The organism is Rhodopseudomonas infernalis, assembly GCF_022271405.1.
In the GTDB taxonomy this organism is placed as follows: domain Bacteria; phylum Pseudomonadota; class Alphaproteobacteria; order Rhizobiales; family Xanthobacteraceae; genus Rhodopseudomonas; species Rhodopseudomonas infernalis.
Genome location: NZ_JAJNAL010000068.1, coordinates 1 through 17,289, shown reverse-complemented (window position 1 = coordinate 17,289; position 17,289 = coordinate 1). Strand labels below are relative to the sequence as shown.

General features: G+C 67.0%; 15 protein-coding genes. 12 read left to right on the top strand and 3 right to left on the bottom strand.

Going from position 1 to position 17,289, the window contains the following annotated elements; all coding sequences use genetic code 11:
* Positions 1 to 95 precede the first annotated feature (95 nt).
* Positions 96 to 542, top strand: coding sequence for a GNAT family N-acetyltransferase (locus LPW26_RS24635; protein ID WP_238738400.1), 447 nt, complete (start codon positions 96 to 98; stop codon positions 540 to 542).
* Positions 543 to 667: 125 nt separating this feature from the next.
* Positions 668 to 2,680 carry a glycosyltransferase gene (locus LPW26_RS24630; protein WP_238738399.1) on the top strand — a complete coding sequence of 671 codons (2,013 nt, stop codon included), beginning with the start codon at positions 668 to 670 and terminating at the stop codon, positions 2,678 to 2,680.
* Here the strand turns inward: LPW26_RS24630 and LPW26_RS24625 are convergent.
* Positions 2,631 to 3,230 (bottom strand): SCO family protein, encoded by a 600-nt coding sequence (locus LPW26_RS24625; RefSeq protein WP_238738398.1) that lies wholly within the window; start codon positions 3,228 to 3,230, stop codon positions 2,631 to 2,633. The genes LPW26_RS24630 and LPW26_RS24625 overlap by 50 nt on opposite strands.
* Positions 3,231 to 3,400: 170 nt before the next feature.
* Positions 3,401 to 3,859: a hypothetical protein gene (locus tag LPW26_RS24620; protein WP_238738397.1), complete on the bottom strand. Its 459-nt coding sequence runs from the start codon at positions 3,857 to 3,859 to the stop codon at positions 3,401 to 3,403.
* Positions 3,860 to 4,120: 261 nt separating this feature from the next.
* Between LPW26_RS24620 and LPW26_RS24615 the strand changes: the two genes are divergently transcribed.
* The 3 genes from LPW26_RS24615 to LPW26_RS24605 all read left to right on the top strand — a co-directional run bounded on the left by LPW26_RS24615 (position 4,121) and on the right by LPW26_RS24605 (position 8,584).
* Positions 4,121 to 5,779, top strand: coding sequence for an FAD-binding dehydrogenase (locus tag LPW26_RS24615; RefSeq protein ID WP_238738396.1), 1,659 nt, complete (start codon positions 4,121 to 4,123; stop codon positions 5,777 to 5,779).
* A gap of 306 nt (positions 5,780 to 6,085) precedes the next feature.
* Positions 6,086 to 8,053, top strand: a complete 1,968-nt coding sequence (locus LPW26_RS24610; protein ID WP_238738395.1) for a methyl-accepting chemotaxis protein — start codon at positions 6,086 to 6,088, stop codon at positions 8,051 to 8,053.
* 159 nt (positions 8,054 to 8,212) lie between these two features.
* On the top strand, positions 8,213 to 8,584 hold the full coding sequence (locus LPW26_RS24605; protein ID WP_238738394.1) for a hypothetical protein: 372 nt from the start codon (positions 8,213 to 8,215) through the stop codon (positions 8,582 to 8,584).
* A gap of 128 nt (positions 8,585 to 8,712) precedes the next feature.
* On the opposite strand, the gene LPW26_RS24600 is transcribed toward LPW26_RS24605, so the two are convergent.
* Positions 8,713 to 9,879 carry an NADH:flavin oxidoreductase/NADH oxidase gene (locus LPW26_RS24600; RefSeq protein ID WP_238738393.1) on the bottom strand — a complete coding sequence of 389 codons (1,167 nt, stop codon included), beginning with the start codon at positions 9,877 to 9,879 and terminating at the stop codon, positions 8,713 to 8,715.
* A gap of 183 nt (positions 9,880 to 10,062) precedes the next feature.
* On the opposite strand from LPW26_RS24600, the gene LPW26_RS24595 reads away from it, so the two are divergent.
* The 7 genes from LPW26_RS24595 to LPW26_RS24565 all read left to right on the top strand — a co-directional run bounded on the left by LPW26_RS24595 (position 10,063) and on the right by LPW26_RS24565 (position 17,176).
* Positions 10,063 to 11,061, top strand: coding sequence for a Bug family tripartite tricarboxylate transporter substrate binding protein (locus LPW26_RS24595; protein ID WP_406678245.1), 999 nt, complete (start codon positions 10,063 to 10,065; stop codon positions 11,059 to 11,061).
* A gap of 25 nt (positions 11,062 to 11,086) precedes the next feature.
* The gene (locus tag LPW26_RS24590) at positions 11,087 to 11,989 is read left to right on the top strand and encodes a LysR substrate-binding domain-containing protein (protein WP_238738391.1); all 903 of its coding nucleotides are present in this window, start codon (positions 11,087 to 11,089) and stop codon (positions 11,987 to 11,989) included.
* Positions 11,990 to 12,127: 138 nt separating this feature from the next.
* The gene (locus tag LPW26_RS24585) at positions 12,128 to 13,243 is read left to right on the top strand and encodes a 4-oxalomesaconate tautomerase (RefSeq protein ID WP_238738390.1); all 1,116 of its coding nucleotides are present in this window, start codon (positions 12,128 to 12,130) and stop codon (positions 13,241 to 13,243) included.
* Positions 13,244 to 13,413: 170 nt separating this feature from the next.
* Complete coding sequence (locus LPW26_RS24580; protein WP_238738389.1) at positions 13,414 to 14,442, top strand: amidohydrolase family protein; 1,029 nt, start codon at positions 13,414 to 13,416, stop codon at positions 14,440 to 14,442.
* A 12-nt stretch (positions 14,443 to 14,454) separates the two neighbouring features.
* Positions 14,455 to 15,150: a 4-carboxy-4-hydroxy-2-oxoadipate aldolase/oxaloacetate decarboxylase gene (ligK, locus tag LPW26_RS24575; protein ID WP_238738388.1), complete on the top strand. Its 696-nt coding sequence runs from the start codon at positions 14,455 to 14,457 to the stop codon at positions 15,148 to 15,150.
* Positions 15,150 to 16,079, top strand: a complete 930-nt coding sequence (locus LPW26_RS24570) for a DUF1932 domain-containing protein (protein ID WP_238738387.1) — start codon at positions 15,150 to 15,152, stop codon at positions 16,077 to 16,079. The genes ligK and LPW26_RS24570 overlap by 1 nt, the downstream gene beginning before the upstream one ends.
* A 182-nt stretch (positions 16,080 to 16,261) precedes the next feature.
* Positions 16,262 to 17,176, top strand: coding sequence for an amidohydrolase family protein (locus LPW26_RS24565; RefSeq protein WP_238738386.1), 915 nt, complete (start codon positions 16,262 to 16,264; stop codon positions 17,174 to 17,176).
* The last annotated feature ends 113 nt before the right edge of the window (positions 17,177 to 17,289 follow it).

The window sequence follows — 17,289 nt, the reverse complement described above, 5'->3', positions numbered from 1 at the left end:
TAATCTGTTGCAGTGCGCGGGTCAGATCCCGGGGGCGCGCGCCCCCCCCCCCCCCCCGCCCCGTAATGACGGCGGTGAGGAATAGAGCAGCCGCCATGACCGCCTTCACGCTCCGCCCCTATCGCAAGGACGACGAAAACGCCGCGATCGGCCTGTGGCTGCGCACGTGGCGGCTGGCGTATCCGGCGATCGACTTCGACAAGCGCGTCGACTGGTGGCGCGAGCGCTGGCGTAACGAGCTCGTCCCGAACGCAGACATCATCATCGCCGAAACCAGCGGCGGCATGATCGGCTTCGTGACGATCGACAAGACCGGCTATCTCGATCAGCTCGTGGTCGAGCCCGAGCATTGGGGCTGGGGCGTCGCCGAGGCGTTGGTGGACGACGTCAAACTGCGTTCACCGCGCGAGGTCACCCTGAAGGTCAACGCCGACAACTACCGGGCTATTAAGTTCTACCGCCGCCATGGCTTCGCCGTGACGGGCGAAGAAGCCAACAGCTCCGGCCGCCCGGTGCTGAACATGTTGTGGCGACCGGCGTAGCGCCGACAGCCGTCCGGGCAGACCCTGAATTGTGGCGCACCACGATCCGTGGTTGCCTGATGGCGCTGTCGTCGATCGACCACCTTCCTTTCGTGCCGCGCGTCCTGTTTGCGTAAGAGCGTACCATGGTCGACTGCGGCCGTGCTGATGACGATCCTCGTGCGGCTCGCTGGATCGAGCCGCCGCGTTTCCTGCGTTACTGGGCGCCCGCGCCTCACCCCGGGCCCGCTGGCCGTGAGGACTCTCAGCACGGACGCGGCGACGAACATGCGGCGCCCGAGCTGGCCTGCCTGCGCGGTGTGCTGGCGCCGGAGCTGCTCGGCGCGGCGGCGCGCCGGGCGGAAGATCTCGGCATCAGCGCCGAGCGGGTCCTGATTCAGTGGGGCGCGATCGATGAGGACGCGTATCTGGCTCGGCTCGCCGGCCATCTCGACATCCCGCTGATCGATCTCGCACGCATCCCCCGCACCGACTGCCCGCTCTCCGACCGCCAGATTGCGGCCGCGGCCGCGGCCGGCGTGATTCCGCTGCGGCAGCACGGCGCGCTGAGCTACGTGGTGGCGCCGACGCTGCGGTTATCGGCGCGGGCGCTGTGCCAGCGCCGCGCCAGATGGCCCGGGGCTGCGCTGCAGCTGACCTCCGCGGCGGCGCTGCAACGATTTCTGGAGCAGCAGGGCCGCGTCGCCCTCGGACGGACGGCTGCGTTCGATCTGTTGCGGCGCCGGCCGGCAATGTCGGCAAGCACCGGCGACGGAGCGATGCTGTGGCGGCAGCGCCTGGTGCGCTGCGCCGTCGTGATCGGCGCATTGGTCAGCCTGCCGCTGCTCGCACCGGCGGCGACCAGCACGCTGCTGGCGCTGTGGTTTATCGGCTTTGCGGCGCTGCGGTTGGTGGCCGGCCTCTGGCCGGTCCGCCCAGTCCGTCGCCGGCTACGCCGGCTCGACGAGACGCTGCCGGTCTATACGCTGATCGCCGCGCTATACCGCGAAGCCGGGACGGTCGCCGACCTGGTCGCAGCGCTCGAGGCGCTCGACTATCCGCGCGAGAAACTCGATATCATCCTGGTGTTGGAGCCGGGCGATCTCGCTACCCGCGCCGCATTGGCGCGGTTGAAGCCGCGGCCGCATCTGCGCGTGCTGGTCGCTCCGCCGTTCGGACCGCAGACCAAGCCGAAGGCGCTGAACTACGCGCTCGCCTTCGCGCACGGCGATTTCCTGGCGGTGTTCGATGCCGAGGACCGGCCCGAGCCCGGCCAACTGCGCGCCGCGCTCGATGCCTTCGCGCAGCACGGCCCGGCCACCGGCTGCGTCCAGGCCAGCCTCAGCATCGACAATCTGACGCACAGCTGGCTGTCGCGCTCGTTCGCGGCGGAATATGCCGGGCAATTCGATCTGGTGCTGCGCGGCCTCTCGGCGCTGCGCACGCCGCTGCCGCTCGGCGGCAGCTCCAATCATTTCCGTGTCGCGGTGCTGCGCGACATCGGCGGCTGGGACCCTTTCAACGTCACCGAGGACGCCGATCTCGGCTTTCGCCTTGCCCGGTTCGGATATCGCTCGCACGCTTTTACGTCGACGACCTTCGAAGAAGCTCCAGTCACGCTGCGCAACTGGTTGCCTCAGCGGACCCGCTGGATGAAAGGCTTCATCCAGACCTGGGTAGTGCATATGCGGCATCCGCTGCGGCTGTGGGGCGAAATCGGCGGGCGCGGCGTCGCCACGCTGAACCTGCTGGTTGCCGGCAACGTCGTCACCGCGCTGGCCTATCCGGTGCTGCTCGTGATCGGCGCCCTGATGGTGGTCGGTCATTTCGCGCCGCTGCCGGTCGCGATGCAGCCCGGACCGCCCGGCCTGCTGCATTATGCGGCCGTGGTCGCCGGCTACACCTCCACCATCGTGCTCGGTTGGCAGGGCTTGGCACGGCGCCGGCAACTGGCTCTCATGCCGGTGCTGCTGCTGACGCCGCTGTACTGGCTCTGCCTGTCGGTCGCGGCATGGCGCGCCGTCTGGCAGTTCGTGTGGTCACCGCATCGCTGGGAGAAGACCACCCATGGGGTCGCACGCCGCGCCGAGGCGCCGGGTGCCCGCGCGGCTACAGATAACGCTTCAAGTCCGCGGCGGCCTCGTCGGGCTTCCGCTTGAGATTGAACGGCGAAACGAAGTTGCCGGCCTTGTCCATCAGATAGATCAGCGCGGTGTGGTCCATCGTGTAGTCGCCGTCCTTGGTCTCGACCTTCTTGGCGTAGACCCGGTAGGACTTCTCGATCTTGTCAGTGGCTTCCCGCGTGCCCGTCAGGCCCTTCAGATGCGGATCGAAGCTCGACAGATAATTCTTCATGGCCGCCGGCGTGTCGCGCTCCGGATCGACCGAGATGAAATAGGCGTTGACGCGGTCGGCATCCTTGCCGAGCGCCTGCAGCACCTGGGAGATCTCGAACAGCGACGTCGGGCAAACGTCAGGGCAATGGGTGAAGCCGAAGAAGATCAGCGTCGGCTTTCCCTTCAGGCTCTGCTCGGTGACGGTCTGGCCGTTCTGATCGGTGAGCTGGAACGGACCGCCGATCGACGACGGCGTCGCGACCTTGTTCAGGCCGCCGAGCAGCCACAACACCACGACCAGACCGACCACCAGGCTGCCGGCGAAAGCCGCGATGATGACGAGCGGGCGGGTCGATCGGGCTTCAGCGGCCATGGCAGGGTCCTCGCGTCGAAAACCGGTCGACGAAGCGAGACGTTCGCGCCCGGCAGGGCACGCGGCGCGCGGCCGCGAATGCCGCACCCATAGAGCGCGGCGTCGCGGCGGGCAAGCGCCACACCGCCGCGGCGGATCACGTCATGCTGAGCGCTTCGAAGAGCCGGCCCTCAGCGATCGGCCGAGGCGCGGGCGTCCATGTAGCACGGCCGATACATCGACATCAGCTGCTTGCCGCGCAGGAAGATCATCTGCCGCGTCAGGCCGCCGCGCCGCGAGATCCAGCGGCGGATTTCAGCCGGATACATCGTGTAGAGCATGTGGGTGGCTTCGGGATTAGTGATCGCCCGGCCGTTCTGGCCCATGTCCCAGGCGGCGTGGAAGCCGAGATTGGCGCGCGAGGTGACGCAGATCTTGTCGTGCGGTACGGCACCCAGCACGATGGTGCAGGCGGAGGCGCACAGGCCGTCGATCACCACGGTCTCGCCCGAGGTGCGCAGGCTCTGATACTTGTCGACGTAGGTTCCGATCCGGCCGCCGCGGTCGTCGGCGATCCGGACCACCGCGTGGCTCGACCCGACGCCCGCGACCAGGAGCACCGCCGCAATCAACCCCGTCAGCAATCTCATGGCCCGCCCCGATTAGTTCGCTTCCAATGTCCGATCAGCCCGGTGATGCAGGGTCGCTGATTCAAGACATCGTCAGCGTGATTTCGGATCGGGTTTTTGTCCAGATCGCAACGCCGGCTCCAATTAAAATCAAATCGAGTGTTGCAGTCGGGATGCACCTCGCCGCGCGCGCGGTCCCAAACTGAAACATGCGCAGCGCTGAAAGCGATTGACCGTGTCTTGCCGTGCACGCTTCAATCGGTTCCTCAACAAGGAACGCTCATGCCAACAGATGCCGATGTCATCGTGGTCGGCGCCGGTCTCGCCGGCCTGGTCGCCGCCACCGAAATCGCCGACGCCGGTCGCAAGGTCATCGTGCTCGATCAGGAGGGCGAACAGAACTGCGGCGGCCAGGCGTTCTGGTCATTTGGCGGATTGTTTCTGATCGATTCGCCGGAGCAGCGACGGCTCGGCATTCGCGACAGTTACGACCTCGCGCGGCAGGATTGGCTCGGCGCCGCCGGCTTCGACCGCGACGAGGATCAATGGCCGCGGCGCTGGGCCGATGCTTATCTGGCGTTCGCAGCCGGCGAGAAACGCAGTTGGCTGCGTGCGATGGGCCACCGACTTTTCCCGGTGGTGGGCTGGGCCGAGCGCGGCGGCTATGACGCGATGAGCCACGGCAATTCGGTGCCGCGCTTTCACATCACCTGGGGCACCGGCCCGGGCCTGATCGAACCGTTCGTCCGCCGCGCCTATGCGGCGCAGGCGGCCGGCCGGCTGATCTTCAAGTTCCGCCACCGCGTCGATGCGTTGACGGTGACCAACGGCGTGATCGAAGGCGTCAGCGGCGCGGTGCTCGAGCCGACCTCGGTCGAGCGCGGCGTCAGCAGTTCGCGCACCGCGGTGGACGACTTCAGCCTGCGGGCGCAGGCGGTGATCGTCGCCTCGGGCGGCATCGGCGGGAACCACGAGCTCGTGCGGCAGAACTGGCCGCCGCGTCTCGGCACACCGCCGCGGCGGATGATCTCCGGCGTGCCCGAACATGTCGACGGCCGCATGCTCGGCATCACCGAGGCGGCCGGCGCGCGGCTGATCAACCGCGACCGGATGTGGCACTATGTCGAGGGCCTGAAGAACTTCGCGCCGATCTGGCCGCGCCACGGCATCCGCATTCTGCCCGGGCCGTCGTCGATGTGGTTCGATGCCACCGGCAAGCGGCTGCCGGCGCCGCTGTTCCCCGGCTCCGACACGCTCGGCCAGCTCCACGCCATCATGGCGACCGGGTACGATTACTCCTGGTTCGTGCTGACGCAGGCGATCATCAAGAAGGAATTCGCACTGTCGGGCTCGGAGCAGAATCCCGACCTGACCGGCAAGAGCTGGCTGATGACCGCGCGCCGCGCCACCAACAAGGGCGCGCCGGCGCCGGTCGAAGCCTTCAAGGCCAAGGGCGCCGATTTCGTCGTGCGCGACAAACTGTCCGATCTGGTCAGCGCGATGAACGCGCTCAGCGGCGACAATCTACTGAAGCTCGACGAACTGCAGTCGCAGATCGAAGCCCGCGACCGCGAGATCGACAATCCGTTCGTCAAGGACGCGCAGGTGATGAACATCCACAATGCGCGCCGCTACATCGGCGACAAGCTGATCCGCACCGCCAAGCCGCACAAGATCCTCGATCCGGCGCATGGCCCGCTGATCGCGGTGCGGCTCAACATCCTCACCCGCAAGACGCTGGGCGGCTTCGAGACCGACCTCGACGGCCGCGTGTTCGGCACCAGTGGGGCGATCATTCCCGGCCTCTACGCGGTCGGCGAAGCCGCGGGCTTCGGCGGCGGCGGCATGCACGGCTATCGCTCGCTGGAAGGCACCTTCCTGGGCGGCTGCCTGTTCTCCGGCCGGAGCGCCGGACGCGCGGCCGCAAAAGCGGTGGCCTAACACCGCACACCCAGCGATCCTGAAGTAATCGGGCGCAATTGCAGAGGTTGCGAGACGCACGCTTACTTCGGATGACTACCAGTGCGTTCCGCACGTTCCAGGATTTAATTTGGGGTTAGTACAAATCCCCCAATCTCGCGTCGAGCGAGCAATCATTATGGCCCGTCGCCGACGGACCGACATCATTTCGGATCGACCGAACCGTCGATCGCCCCCTTCCGATCTCGATCGGGAGACGACGCGCTCGCGCGGGGCGAGCGGTCCACCGCATTGCCGTCGAATGAACCCGTCAGCGCAGGAACATCCATGCTCCGCCTTCGCCTCGCCTTCAAAATCAACTCCATCGCCGCCGTCGGCATCCTCGGCGTTCTGGCGCTCGGGGTGCTGTACATGATTGGAAACGCCACCGAGCAGGCAGCTCTCACGCAGGACGAGCGCAGCCGGATGCTCGGGTCCAGCAATTTGCGGCTGCAGATCGCCATGCTGGAGCAGCGCCGGGCCGAGAAGAATTTCATCATCCGCAAGGAGGACAAATACGTCTCGCAGTACCAGGAGATCGGGACATCGATCAAAGCCCAGCTCACCGACATGATCCGGCAGAGCGACAGCACCGGGCAGCAAAACCTCGCCGCCGACCTGAAAACGATCCAAGCCGGTTATCAGGAGTACGATGAGCATTTCGGCCGGCTGGCCGCCGCCCAGGTCAGGCTCGGTCTGACCGAAAATCTCGGACTGGAGAATGGGCTGCGCACTTCGGTCCGCGAGATCGAGGCCGCGCTCGGCAACCTCGACGAACCGAGGCTGACCGCAACGCTTCTGATGATGCGCCGGCATGAGAAGGATTTCATGCTCCGCCGCAACGCCAAATACGTCGAGGACATGAAGAAGCGCGCCGCCCAGTTCTCGGCCGAGCTTGCCGCATCGGATCTGCCTGCCGCCACCAAGGCGGCCCTCGCCGCCAAGCTCGTCGCCTATCAACGCGACTTTGCCGGCTGGGTCGGCGATGCTCAAGTCATCGCAGAGGCCGAGGCCGCGATGGTCAAGAGCTTCCGCGCGGTCGAGCCGGTCTTCAACCGCGTTGGAGCGGCCATCCGCGAGGCCGAGGAACGAGCGCAGGCGGCTGCCGCCCTGGCGCGCCAGACCACGACGCTGCGGATGGAGATCGCGATCCTGCTGATCATCCTCGCGGTCGGCGTGCTCGGCCTGCTGATCGGCCGCTCGGTGGCCAGGCCGCTGCGGGGGCTGACCGGCGGATTGAAAGAACTCGGCGCCGGCAATTTCGATGTCGTGCTGCCCGGCCTCGACCGCACCGACGAGATCGGCGACATGGCGCAGGCGGTGGAGTCGTTCAAGGTTCTGGCGCAGCGGAAGGCCCAGGCCGAGGCAGAAGCCAAGGCCGAACAGGACCGACTCGCCGCGGAGCAACGCAAGCGCGACATGCACCGCCTGGCCGATCAGTTCGAGCAAGCGGTCGGCGAAATCGTCGAGACGGTGTCGTCGGCCTCGACCGAACTCGAAGCGTCGGCGACGACGCTGACCGACACCGCGCAGCACGCGCAGCAGTTCACCACGCTGGTCGCCTCAGCGTCCGAAGAGGCTTCGACCAACGTGCAGTCGGTGGCGTCGGCGGCCGAGGAGATGAGTTCGTCGGTCAACGAGATCAGCCGCCAGGTGCAGGAATCGGCGCGCATCGCCGCCGAGGCGGTGTCGCAGGCGCAGGAAACCAACGAACGGGTCAGCCATCTGTCCGAAGCCGCGGCGCGGATCGGCGATGTGGTCGAGCTGATCAACACCATCGCGAGCCAGACCAACCTGCTGGCGCTGAACGCGACCATCGAGGCGGCGCGCGCCGGCGATGCCGGGCGCGGCTTCGCCGTGGTGGCGAGCGAGGTCAAGGCACTGGCCGAACAGACCGCCAAGGCGACCGAGCAGATCAGCCAGCAGGTCGGCAGTATTCAGGGCGCCACCGACCAGTCGGTGACGTCGATCCGCGGCATCGGCACCACGATCGCGCGGATGTCGGACATCGCCGCGACGATTGCGTCGGCAGTGGAGGAACAGGGCGCCGCCACGCAGGAGATTTCCTGCAACGTTCACCACGCCGCAGAAGGCGCCCACCAGGTCTCGGTCAACATCGTCGAGGTGCAGCGCGGCGCCGGCGAAACCGGCTCGGCCTCCGCGCAGGTGCTGACGGCGGCGCATTCGCTGTCGCACGACAGTACCCGGCTGAAGGACGAGGTCGCACGCTTCCTGAGGACGGTCCGCGCGGGCTGATCACTAACAACTCGCCAACAGCGTCGCGCCGACATCGCGGCGCGGCGCAAGCGGCCGTTAATGATCTCCGTAAAGGTTGATTTTGCTCTGTCGTTGACGAGCCGGAGCGGCGAATTCAATGATCGCGTCCGAGTTACTCACGCGCACAGGGACGCCCCCATGACACGCTATGCCATCGCGATGATCGTTTCCGCCGCCGGCGCCATTGCGGCGCCGACCGCCGCCTCCGCCTGTTACGGCTGCTACACGCCGCCGCCGTGCCAGACCTGCTATCAGCAGCAATACGTGCCGCCGCAATATCAGTCGGTGCAGGAAACCGTGATGGTGGCGCCGGGTCGCGTCGTCGCGCACCGCACCCCACCGCAATATCGCACCGTGATGGTGCCGAAAACCGTGATGGTGGCGCCCGGCGGCGTCGAATACGAACGCGTCCCGCCGCAATACGCCACCCGCGAGCGCGTCGAGATGGTGTCGCCCGGCTACAGCTATTACGCGCCGGTTCGCCAGCGCTGCAACAGCTGCGGCTGGTAATCGATACGCGGCGACCGCGTAGGATGGGTTGAGCGCAAGCGAAACCCATCTCTTTCGCCGATGACGGGATTGATGGGTTTCGCAAGAGCTCAACCCATCCTACGGCGAAAGCGTATCCGGCCTCCGCCTCATCCCCGCCGGTACGGCAGTTTCCAGCCGTCGAGCTTGCGCAGGCCGGGTTCGCGGCGTTCAAGCCACCAACCGTATTGCTTGGGCCAGGCGGCGAACACCTGCTCGTCGGCTTCGGTGAGTTCGAGCTGGGCGTGCAGCGGCCAGTTCGGATCGAACAGCGCCTCGCGGCCGATGCCGACCAGATCGGCCTGCCCCTGCTCCACGACCTTCTCGGCCTGATCCGGATGCAGAATCAGCCCCACCGCGATGGTCGGCACGTCGGCCTCCCTGCGGATGGTCTCGGCGAACGGCACCTGGAAGCCATAGCCGCGCGGAATCCGCGCCGCCGTCGCCGAACCCAGCAATCCGCCCGACGAACAGTCGATGATGTCGGCGCCGCGCGCCTTGGCCTCGCGCGCGAACACAACCGAATCCGCCAGCTCGATGCCGCCCTCGACGCCATCGACCGACGAGACCCGCACCGACAGCGGCAGCGTATCCGGCCAGGCCGCCCGCACCGTCTCGATCACCTGCAGCGGAAACCGCATCCGGCCGGCGCGGTCCCCGCCATATTGGTCGGTCCGCATGTTGGACAGCGGCGACAGGAACGAGTGCAGCAGATAGCCGTGCGCGCAGTGCACTTCGAGCATCTCGAAGCCGGCTTCGACCGCGCGCAGTGTGGCGGCGCGCCAGGCGTCCAGCAGGTGCTCGAGTTCATCCTCGGACAGCTCCTGCGGCGTCAGCCAGCCGTCTTCCATCGGCACCGGGCTCGGCGCGACGATCGGCCACGGCTGGTCACCGCGGGCGCGGTCGTCCTCGGTCAGCGCCGCGTTGCCGTACCACGGTCGCTGCATGCTGGCCTTGCGGCCCGCATGGGCGAGCTGGATCGCCGGCACCGCGCCATTGTCGCGCAGGAACGTGGCGATCCGCTCCAGCGGCTTGATCTGGCCGTCGTGCCACAGCCCGATATCGCCATGGGTAATCCGGCCGTTGGCGGTCACGGCCGTCGCTTCGGCCATCACGATGCCGGCGCCGCCCTGCGCGAATTTGCCGAGGTGGACGAGGTGCCAGTCGCTGGCCATGCCGTCGACCGCCGAGTACTGGCACATCGGCGAGATCAGGATGCGGTTCTTGGCGGTGACGCCCCGCAGGGTGAACGGGCGAAACAGCGGCGGCTGCGACATTCGAGACTCCACAGCTCTGACATTGGACAATGAATCGCATCAGGGTCTGCACTGCGCCAGCCACAGCGTCAATCGGGCGCCGCCGAACGGCCGCCGCTGCGGCGGCGCGCCATGCGTTCGCCGACCTCGGTCAATTGCCTGCAGTCGTTGTGAAATCGGGCCGCTTTGGACTATCGTCGGAGGATGCCCATGATCAGCCGACGCCGCATCCTCCGCCTCGCCGCCCTGACGGCATCCGCCGCCCTGCCGACCGCGCTGCAGCCGCTGCGCCGCGCCAGGGCGCAGAGCCTGTATCCGTCGCGACCGGTGCGCATCGTCGTGCCGTTCGCGGCCGGCGGCGTCGCCGACGTCACGGCGCGGCTGGTCGCCGAGAAGCTCGGCACCAAGCTCGGCAGTCGCTTCTACATCGAGAACCAGCCCGGTGCAGGCGGCATCGCGGCGGCCCGCACGGTGATCTCGGCGCAGCCGGACGGCTCGACGCTGGCGCTGCTGTCCAACGGCACGGCGATCAGCGTATCGCTGTTCAAGAAGCTGCCGTTCGATCCGGTCAAGGATTTCACGCCGGTCTCCAGCCTCGGCGTGTTCGACTTCCTGTTCGTGGTCCGCGCCGACGCGCCGTTCAAGACGATGGAAGACTTCATCAAGGCGGCCAAGCAGAGCCCCGGCCGGTACAATGTCGGCACCATCAATCTCGGCAGCACCCAGAACCTCGCGGCCGGCATGTTCAGGACCGCGGCCGGGATCGATTTCGTCACCATCCCGCACCGGGGCACGCCGGAGGTGCTGGTGTCGCTGCTGCAGGGCAATGTCGACCTGGCGATCGACAGCTATTCGGCGCTGAAGGGAAACCTCGTGGACAAAAAGATCCGGGCGCTGGCCGCCTCCGGACCGCTGCGTTCGAAGATCACCCCCGACATTCCGACGCTGCGCGAAAGCGGGCTGGAGGTCAGCATCGAATCCTGGAACGCGCTGTTCGCGCCGACCGGCACGCCGCCGGCGGTGATCAGCACGCTGAACGGTGCGCTGCAGGAGATCCTCGCCGATCCGGCGCTGAAGAAGCAGCTGCTCGAGCTCGGCGTCGACGCGCGCGCCTCGACGCCGGACCAGCTCGCGGCGCGGCTGAAGTCGGACATCGACAAATGGAAAGCCGTGATCGACGCCTCCGGGATTGAGAAACAGTGACGGCGCGACCGGCCAAGGCGCTGCGATGAATCTGAAGCAACTCGAATACTTCATGCGGGTCGCCGAGCTCGGCTCGTTCAGCAAGGCGGCGATGATGCTGGACATCGCGCAGCCGGCGCTGAGCCGGCAGGTCCGCGGGCTGGAGACCGAGCTCAATCAGCAGCTGTTCCTGCGCAACGGACGCGGCGTCGCGCTGACCGAGGCCGGCCGGCGGCTGTTCGACCACAGCGTCGGTATCATGCAGATGGTGGCGCATGCCCGCGAGGATCTCGGCGCCAGCCGCGGCGCACCGGTCGGCCGCGTCACCATCGGGCTGCCGCCGTCGATCGGCCGGCAACTGACCCTACCGCTGATCGACCGCTTCAAGCGCGAACTGCCGGCTGCGCGGCTGGCGATCGTCGAGGGGCTGTCGAGCCACATCGTCGAATGGGTCACCACCGGCCGCGCCGATGTCGGGCTGGTGTACAATCCGGACGCGCAGTCCGGCATCGAGATTACCCCGCTGCTGCAGGAGCCGCTCGGCCTCGTCAGCTACGTCCCGCCGGCCCAGCGCGGCCGCCCGTCGCCGCCGCTGCCGTTCAAGGAACTGGCCAACTACCCGCTGATCGTGCCGGAGCGCGTCCATGCGATGCGCCGGCTGCTCGAGACCCAGGCGGCACTCGCCGGCGTCAAGCTCGACATCGCGTGGGAAGTCTCCAGCGTGCCGTCGATCATCGAGCTGGTGTGCGGCGGCTACGGCCACGCGGTGCTGACCGCGAGCGGCGTCGCCGCCTCGCCGCGCGGCGCCGAACTCAGCCTGCGCCGGCTGGCGTCGCCCGAAGCAACCAGCGCGCTATGCCTGGCGGTCTCCGCCACCAAGCGGCCGACGCCGCTGGCGCAACACACCATGCGGCTGCTGACCGAACTGGTGCGCGGCCTGCCGGGCTGACGCATCGCTCATCTGCCGGTTCGGCATGGCGGCATGCTGTCGCCATGCCTTAAGCCGATAGCTGTTATAGATACGGCACGGTGGCGCCTGCGGGCCGCCGGAGCCAAGATACAAAGAACAATCCCGGGAAGGAAACGGATGCAAACCGCGATCCCCTGCCTGTTCATGCGTGGCGGCACTTCGCGTGGCCCGTTCTTCAACGCTGCCGATCTGCCGCAGGACATCGCGACGCGCGACAAGGTGCTGCTGGCCGTGATGGGCTCGCCCGACCGTCGCCAGATCGATGGCCTCGGCGGCGCGCATCCGCTCACCAGCAAGGTCGGCATCGTGTCGAAGGGCTCCAAGCCCGGCGTCGATCTCGACTTCCTGTTCGCGCAGCTTCAGCCCGACAAGGACACGGTCGACACCACGCCGAACTGCGGCAACATGCTGGCCGCCGTGGTGCCGTTCGCGCTCGAAACAGGACTCGTGCAGCCGCAGGGCGACACCACGACGCTGCGCGTGCTGACGCTCAACACCGACATGCAGTGCGACATCACGGTACAGACCCCGGGCGGCCACGTCTCCTACGACGGCGACGCGCGGATCGACGGCGCACCGGGCACCTCGGCGCCGATCAAGATCAACTTCCTCGACACCGCGGGCTCGGTCGCGCCATCGCTGTTGCCGACCGGCAATGTCCGCGACGTCATCGACGGCGTCGAAGTCACCTGCATCGACAACGGCATGCCGCTGGTGATGTTTCGAGCTGAAGCGGTCGGCCGCACCGGCTACGAGGATGTCGCGACGCTCAATGCCGATACCGAACTGAAGGCGCGGCTCGAAAAGCTGCGGATCGCCTGCGGCCATGCGATGCAGCTCGGCGACGTCACCAAGAAGAACTATCCGAAGATGACGCTGATCGCCGCACCGCGCGCCGGCGGCAGCATCACGACGCGCAGCTTCATCCCGCATGTCTGCCACGACGCGATCGGCGTGCTCGCCGCCGTCACGGTTGGGACCGCCTGCGTGCTGAACGGCAGCGTCACCGAGGGCATCGCGCAGGTGCCCGACGGCAATGTGAAGCAGATCTCGGTCGAGCATCCGACCGGCGAATTCTCGGTCGAGATCGAAGTCGATCCGGCCAATCCGCAGAACGTCACCCGCGCCGCACTGCTGCGCACCGCCCGCCTCTTGATGCGCGGCGACGCCATGGTGCCGGCGGCGGTGTGGAGCGGCAAACAAGCCGACGCGGCGCTGCGGCGGGCGGGTTGAGGCACTGAGGCCATAGAGGACGACACATCAAAGCCCGCGCTGTTAGCGCGAGCGACGCGACAAACCACAGACGTCATACGCGGGCTTGACCCGCGTATCCATCGTCTCAAGAGGATGGATTGCCGGGTCAAGCCCGGCAATGACGGCAACAGACGTTTCGAGGACACCCGATGATCATCGACATTCACGGCCACTACACCACCGCGCCGAAGGCGCTGGAGGATTGGCGCAATCGGCAGATCGCCGGCATCAAGGATCCGTCCGCGATGCCGAAAGTGTCCGAGCTGAAGATCAGCGACGACGAGCTGCGCGCCTCGATCATCGAGAACCAGCTCAAGAAGATGCAGGAGCGCGGCAGCGACCTCACGGTGTTCTCGCCGCGCGCCTCGTTCATGGCGCACCACATTGGCGACTTCAACGTGTCGTCGACCTGGGCGGCGATCTGCAACGAGCTGTGCGCCCGCGTCGCCGAGCTGTTCCCCGACAATTTCATCGGCGCCGCGATGCTGCCGCAGTCGCCGGGCGTGGACCCTGCGACCTGCATTCCCGAGCTCGAGAAGTGCGTCAAGGAGTACGGCTTCGTCGCCATCAACCTCAATCCCGATCCGTCGGGCGGGCACTGGACCTCGCCGCCGCTGACCGACCGGCAGTGGTACCCGATCTACGAGAAGATGGTCGAACTCGATATCCCGGCGATGATCCACGTCTCGACCAGCTGCAACGCCTGTTTCCACACCACCGGCGCGCATTATCTCAACGCCGACACCACCGCCTTCATGCAGTGCGTCGCGGGCGATCTGTTCAAGGATTTCCCGACGCTGAAATTCGTCATCCCGCATGGCGGCGGCGCGGTGCCGTACCACTGGGGCCGCTTCCGCGGCCTGGCGCAGGAGATGAAGAAGCCGCTGCTCGAGGACCACGTTCTCAACAACATCTTCTTCGACACCTGCGTGTATCACCAGCCCGGCATCGACCTCTTGAACACCGTGATCCCGGTCGACAATGTGCTGTTCGCCTCGGAGATGATCGGCGCGGTGCGCGGCATCGATCCGCAGACCGGGTTCTATTACGACGACACCAAGCGCTACATCGAGGCGTCGACCATTCTGACGCCCGCCGAGAAGCAGCAGATCTACGAAGGCAACGCCCGCCGCGTCTATCCGCGGCTCGATGCGGCGCTGAAGGCCAAGGGAAAGTAAGGGGCAAGTAACATGACCGTGCGGATGAACGATCTCGGCATCGTCAAGCGCAACATCACCCGCGCCGACAAGGCGGCGGTCGAGAAGCTGTCGCGCTTCGGCGTCGCCACCGTGCACGAGGCGATGGGCCGCGTCGGCCTGATGCATTCCTACATGCGGCCGATCTATCCGGGCGCGCATATCTGCGGCACCGCCGCCACCGTGCTGCTGCAGCCGGGCGACAACTGGATGATGCATGTGGTCGCCGAGCAGCTTCAGCCCGGCGATGTCGTGGTCGCGGCCTGCACGGCGGATTCGACCGACGGCTTCTTCGGCGATCTGCTCGCCACCAGTTTTCGCGCCCGCGGCGCGCTCGGCCTGATCATCGACGCCGGCGTGCGCGACATCCGCGATCTCACCGAGATGAAGTTTCCGGTGTGGTCCAAGGCGATCCACGCCAAGGGCACCGTGAAAGCGACGCTCGGCTCGGTCAACATTCCGGTGGTGGCCGCCGGCGCCCATATCACGCCCGGCGACGTGGTGATCGCCGATGACGACGGCGTGGTGATCGTGCCGGCCGCGGTGGCGCAGATGGCGGCGGACGCAGCCGAAGCGCGCGAGGCCAACGAGGCCGACAAGCGCGCCAAGCTTGCCTCGGGCGTGCTCGGCCTCGACATGTACAAGATGCGCGAGCCGCTGGAAAAAGCCGGACTGAAGTACATCGATTGATGAGCAGCGATCCGAAACAGTGGCTGGTCGGGATCGTCGGCTACGGCGAGGTCGGCAAGATTCTCGCCGAGGATCTGCGCGCCCAGGGCGTCAAGGTCGCGGCCTATGACGTCAAGCTGAACGACGACCGCGGCGGCCCGCTGCGCGAGCATGCCAGCCGTCACGGCGTGACGCTGACCTCGTCGCACGCCAATCTGGCGGCGCGTAGCGACTTTCTGATCTCGGCGGTGACGGCGAGCCAGACCGTCGCGGTGGCCGAAGCCTGTGCGGCCGCGCTCAATCAGGGCACCTGGTTTCTCGACTTCAACTCGGCCTCGCCCGGAGCCAAGCAGCGCGCTGCCGCGCTGATCGACGGCGAACAGGGCCGCTATGTCGAGGGTGCGGTGATGACCTCGGTGCCGCCCTATCGGATCAAGGTGCCGCTGCTGCTCGGCGGACCGCACGCGGCCGAGCTGGCGCCGCTGTTGGGTGCGCTCGGCTTCGCCGCCAAGCCGGCGAGCGACCAGCTCGGCGTCGCCTCGGCCACCAAGATGTGCCGCAGCATCATGATCAAGGGCCTCGAGGCAATGGTGATCGAGAGCTTCACCACCGCTCGCGCCTATGGCGTCGAGGATGCGGTGATCGCCTCGCTGCAGGAGACGTTTCCGGGCATCGATTGGGAGAAGCAGGGCGCGTACTTCTTCCAGCGCGTCATCGAACACGGCCGCCGCCGCGCCGAAGAAGTCCGCGAAGTCGCCGAGACGGTGCGGGACATCGGGCTGACGCCATGGTCGGCACAAGGCACGGCGGAGCGGCAAGCCTGGGTGGCGGATCTGGCGGACGAGGGACTGTTCGGGACGCGGGGCGACAAAGGCTTTGCGCGGAGTTCGGATTGGCGGACCGAAGCTGACCGGATTCTGGCGAAAGCGAAGGACGAGACGAAGAGTTAGTTGCCGCAGCGCTGGTTAGCACCCCTCCCCCTTGCGAGGAGGGTCGGCCGAGCGAAGCGGAGGCCGGGGTGGGGGTCCACGAGTCGCAGTGCCTGGGGCCCCCCACCCCCGACCCCTCCCCGCAAGGGGGAGGGGAGCAGACCGCGGACTGATCTGAGTCACGAACGACAAAGAGTAGCTGAATGACCTTCGAAAAAACTCCCGGCTGGCTTGACTGGTACCAAGGCCCCTCGAAGCCGCGCTTCAAGGTGCCGGCGGGGTCCGTCGATGCGCATTGCCATGTGTTTGGGCCGGGCGACGAGTTTCCGTTCGCGCCGGAGCGCAAGTACACGCCGTGCGATGCGTCGAAGCAGCAGCTGTATGCGCTGCGCGATTATCTCGGCTTCGCCCGCAACGTCGTCGTCCAGGCGACCTGCCATGGCGCCGACAACCGCGCCATGGTCGACGCGCTGGTGAACTCCGCCGGCAAGGCGCGCGGCGTCGCGACGGTTCGCCGCAGCGTCACCGATGCCGATCTGCAGGCGATGCACGAGGCCGGCGTCCGCGGCGTGCGCTTCAACTTCGTCAAGCGGCTGGTCGACTTCACCCCGAAGGACGAGCTGGTCGAAATCGCCGAGCGCATCAACAAGCTCGGCTGGCACGTCGTGATCTATTTCGAGGCGGTCGACTTGCCGGAATTGTGGGACTTCTTCACCGCGCTGCCGACCACCGTGGTGGTCGACCATATGGGCCGGCCGGATGTCACCAAGCCGGTCGACGGCCCGGAATTCGAGCTGTTCGTCAAATTCATGCGCGAGCATTCCAATGTCTGGTCGAAGGTCAGTTGCCCGGAGCGGCTGTCTGTGTCCGGCCCGCCGGCGCTGAACGGCGAGCCGAACCCGTATCGTGATGTAATCCCGTTCGCCCGCCGCATCGTCGAGACCTTCCCGGACCGCGTGCTGTGGGGCACCGACTGGCCGCACCCGAACCTGAAGGACCACATGCCGGACGACGGCCTGCTTGTCGATTTCATCCCCCACATCGCCACCACGCCGGAACTTCAACGTAAACTACTGGTCGACAACCCGATGCGGCTGTATTGGCCGGAGGAGAAATGATCCGATCGCCCGCGCGGCGTGCACGGATGTCACCTCTCCCCGCGCGCGGGGAGAGGTCGTCGCGCATCGTCAGATGCGCGGCGGGGGAGGGGGCGCCCGGTGTCTTTTAGAAA

What these genes read in the sequence shown, in the direction of transcription:
- LPW26_RS24635 (WP_238738400.1), top strand. Translation starts at nt 96, where the DNA reads ATGACCGCCTTCACGCTCCGCCCCTATCGCAAGGACGACGAAAACGCC.
- LPW26_RS24630 (WP_238738399.1), top strand. Translation starts at nt 668, where the DNA reads ATGGTCGACTGCGGCCGTGCTGATGACGATCCTCGTGCGGCTCGCTGG.
- LPW26_RS24625 (WP_238738398.1), bottom strand. Translation starts at nt 3,230, where the DNA reads ATGGCCGCTGAAGCCCGATCGACCCGCCCGCTCGTCATCATCGCGGCT.
- LPW26_RS24620 (WP_238738397.1), bottom strand. Translation starts at nt 3,859, where the DNA reads ATGAGATTGCTGACGGGGTTGATTGCGGCGGTGCTCCTGGTCGCGGGC.
- LPW26_RS24615 (WP_238738396.1), top strand. Translation starts at nt 4,121, where the DNA reads ATGCCAACAGATGCCGATGTCATCGTGGTCGGCGCCGGTCTCGCCGGC.
- LPW26_RS24610 (WP_238738395.1), top strand. Translation starts at nt 6,086, where the DNA reads ATGCTCCGCCTTCGCCTCGCCTTCAAAATCAACTCCATCGCCGCCGTC.
- LPW26_RS24605 (WP_238738394.1), top strand. Translation starts at nt 8,213, where the DNA reads ATGACACGCTATGCCATCGCGATGATCGTTTCCGCCGCCGGCGCCATT.
- LPW26_RS24600 (WP_238738393.1), bottom strand. Translation starts at nt 9,879, where the DNA reads ATGTCGCAGCCGCCGCTGTTTCGCCCGTTCACCCTGCGGGGCGTCACC.
- LPW26_RS24595 (WP_406678245.1), top strand. Translation starts at nt 10,063, where the DNA reads ATGCCCATGATCAGCCGACGCCGCATCCTCCGCCTCGCCGCCCTGACG.
- LPW26_RS24590 (WP_238738391.1), top strand. Translation starts at nt 11,087, where the DNA reads ATGAATCTGAAGCAACTCGAATACTTCATGCGGGTCGCCGAGCTCGGC.
- LPW26_RS24585 (WP_238738390.1), top strand. Translation starts at nt 12,128, where the DNA reads ATGCAAACCGCGATCCCCTGCCTGTTCATGCGTGGCGGCACTTCGCGT.
- LPW26_RS24580 (WP_238738389.1), top strand. Translation starts at nt 13,414, where the DNA reads ATGATCATCGACATTCACGGCCACTACACCACCGCGCCGAAGGCGCTG.
- ligK (WP_238738388.1), top strand. Translation starts at nt 14,455, where the DNA reads ATGACCGTGCGGATGAACGATCTCGGCATCGTCAAGCGCAACATCACC.
- LPW26_RS24570 (WP_238738387.1), top strand. Translation starts at nt 15,150, where the DNA reads ATGAGCAGCGATCCGAAACAGTGGCTGGTCGGGATCGTCGGCTACGGC.
- LPW26_RS24565 (WP_238738386.1), top strand. Translation starts at nt 16,262, where the DNA reads ATGACCTTCGAAAAAACTCCCGGCTGGCTTGACTGGTACCAAGGCCCC.